This window comes from Algoriphagus terrigena DSM 22685 (assembly GCF_000429445.1).
GTDB classification, from domain to species: Bacteria; Bacteroidota; Bacteroidia; order Cytophagales; family Cyclobacteriaceae; genus Algoriphagus; species Algoriphagus terrigena.
In genome coordinates, this window is the sequence record NZ_AUBW01000054.1 from 1 (window position 1) to 1,812 (window position 1,812).

Sequence of the window (1,812 nt, forward strand, 5' to 3'; positions counted from 1 at the left end):
ATTTCAATTCCAGTATGGTGCGATTGAAGGCACGCTGCGGATCACGGGTAATCACACTTTCATCGAATTTCAATTCCAGTATGGTGCGATTGAAGGTCCCTTCCGCTTTAGCACCAGGTCCTGAAGTTCCTTATTTCAATTCCAGTATGGTGCGATTGAAGGTTTCTTTTCTCTCAGCTCTGCCAGCTTGTCCAGCCATATTTCAATTCCAGTATGGTGCGATTGAAGGTTGAATGTTCCGGGAACTCCAACACAATATAATTTTATTTCAATTCCAGTATGGTGCGATTGAAGGTCAGTCAATACCATCAAGGAGATCCGAGGGTATGTCATTTCAATTCCAGTATGGTGCGATTGAAGGCATGCAGAAGACGGCACAATGGCTACAGGCTTGCTATATTTCAATTCCAGTATGGTGCGATTGAAGGAGAGTGCCGGCAGCCTTAATCAGGCGCTCCAAGCTAATTTCAATTCCGGTATGGTGCGATTGAAGGTCGATCAAAGACACGCATGTGAGTTGCATCAAGTCCCATTTCAATTCCGGTATGGTGCGATTGAAGGAGTCCCCGCCGTGCTCCATACCGGACGGACATACTGATTTCAATTCCGGTATGGTGCGATTGAAGGGGTCTGGAGTACTTAGAAGCGAATGAGGCCAACTCAATTTCAATTCCAGTATGGTGCGACTGAAGGATCGCTCGGATACGCTTGTGTCCAGAGGCTCGCCGCATTTCAATTCCAGTATGGTGCGATTGAGAGGAAGGTAGACGGATATCACTACTTCATCTACACAGAGTTTCAATTCCAGATTGGTGCGATTGAGAGAACGGGGTGTCGGATTTTATGAAATACTACCAGATATTTCAATTCCAGTATGGTGCGATTGAAGGATCAGTGAAATACTCCGCTTCTTCATCTCGGGCCAAATTTCAATTCCAGTATGGTGCGATTGAAACCATCTCAGGCGCAACCAACGAACTTGCCTATTTCGCATTTCAATTCCAGTATGGTGCGATTGAAGGCCACGGGATGCTTTTCGAGCAGTTTGAGATCTTCTATTTTCAATTCCTGTGTGGTGCGATTGAGAGTGCCATCCTCCAACAGCCCCAGTCACTGACCTTTGTGTTTCAATTCCAGTTGGTGCAATTGAGATGTTTTTGACATATCGGTTTCAACATCGTTTCAACAGTTTCAATTCCTGTATGTTGCGATTGAAGGTGACGTCGAGGGTCTCGATGTCGATCATGTAATGAAGTTTCAATTCCTGTATGTTGCGATTGAAGGTTCGGTTCCCGGATCCCAAACTTGATTTGAAAATGAATTTCAATTCCAGAACGGTGCGATTGAGAGCCGGAGGAGTCGACAAGGCGTGCGGCGAGTTGATAGGTTTCAATTCCAGTATGGTGCGATTGAAGGTGGTCAGAGATCAAGATGCAGGGCGAAGCTGAAGTCATTTCAATTCCGGTATGGTGCGATTGAAGGTAAAGAGGTTCAACATAATCCAGATTATTATTTTCAATTTCAATTCCAGAATGGCGCGATTGAGTGAAATAAAGAATTCAGGCTCCGGGTCTTCGCATTCTAGTTTAAATTCCAGTATGGTGCGATTGAAGGCCACTGAATCATTTTTATTAGTTTCCCCTTTCCCTATTTCAATTCCAGTATGGTGCGATTGAAGCAGCATCCCCTCTAAGAGCTGTACAGCAAGAAGTACAATTTCAATTCCGGTATGGTGCGATTGAAGGTGATCTCCGAGATGTTGAAGAATCCGGCGATCGCTTATTTCAATTCCGGTATGGTGCGATTGAAGGT

The 1,812-nt window shown here is 44.9% G+C and carries 3 protein-coding genes; 2 read left to right on the forward strand and 1 reads right to left on the reverse strand.

Going from position 1 to position 1,812, the window contains the following annotated elements:
- The first annotated feature begins 843 nt into the window (after positions 1-843).
- The gene (locus G459_RS30690; RefSeq protein ID WP_425393752.1) at positions 844-1,161 is read left to right on the forward strand and encodes a hypothetical protein; all 318 of its coding nucleotides are present in this window, start codon (positions 844-846) and stop codon (positions 1,159-1,161) included.
- Positions 1,162-1,316: 155 nt separating this feature from the next.
- The gene (locus G459_RS30695) at positions 1,317-1,448 is read left to right on the forward strand and encodes a hypothetical protein (protein WP_425393753.1); all 132 of its coding nucleotides are present in this window, start codon (positions 1,317-1,319) and stop codon (positions 1,446-1,448) included.
- Positions 1,449-1,450: 2 nt separating this feature from the next.
- Here the strand turns inward: G459_RS30695 and G459_RS30700 are convergent.
- Positions 1,451-1,812 (reverse strand): hypothetical protein (locus tag G459_RS30700; protein ID WP_425393754.1); only part of this gene is annotated, 362 nt, incomplete at its 5' end.

What these genes read in the sequence shown, in the direction of transcription:
- G459_RS30690 (WP_425393752.1), top strand. Translation starts at nt 844, where the DNA reads ATGAAATACTACCAGATATTTCAATTCCAGTATGGTGCGATTGAAGGA.
- G459_RS30695 (WP_425393753.1), top strand. Translation starts at nt 1,317, where the DNA reads ATGAATTTCAATTCCAGAACGGTGCGATTGAGAGCCGGAGGAGTCGAC.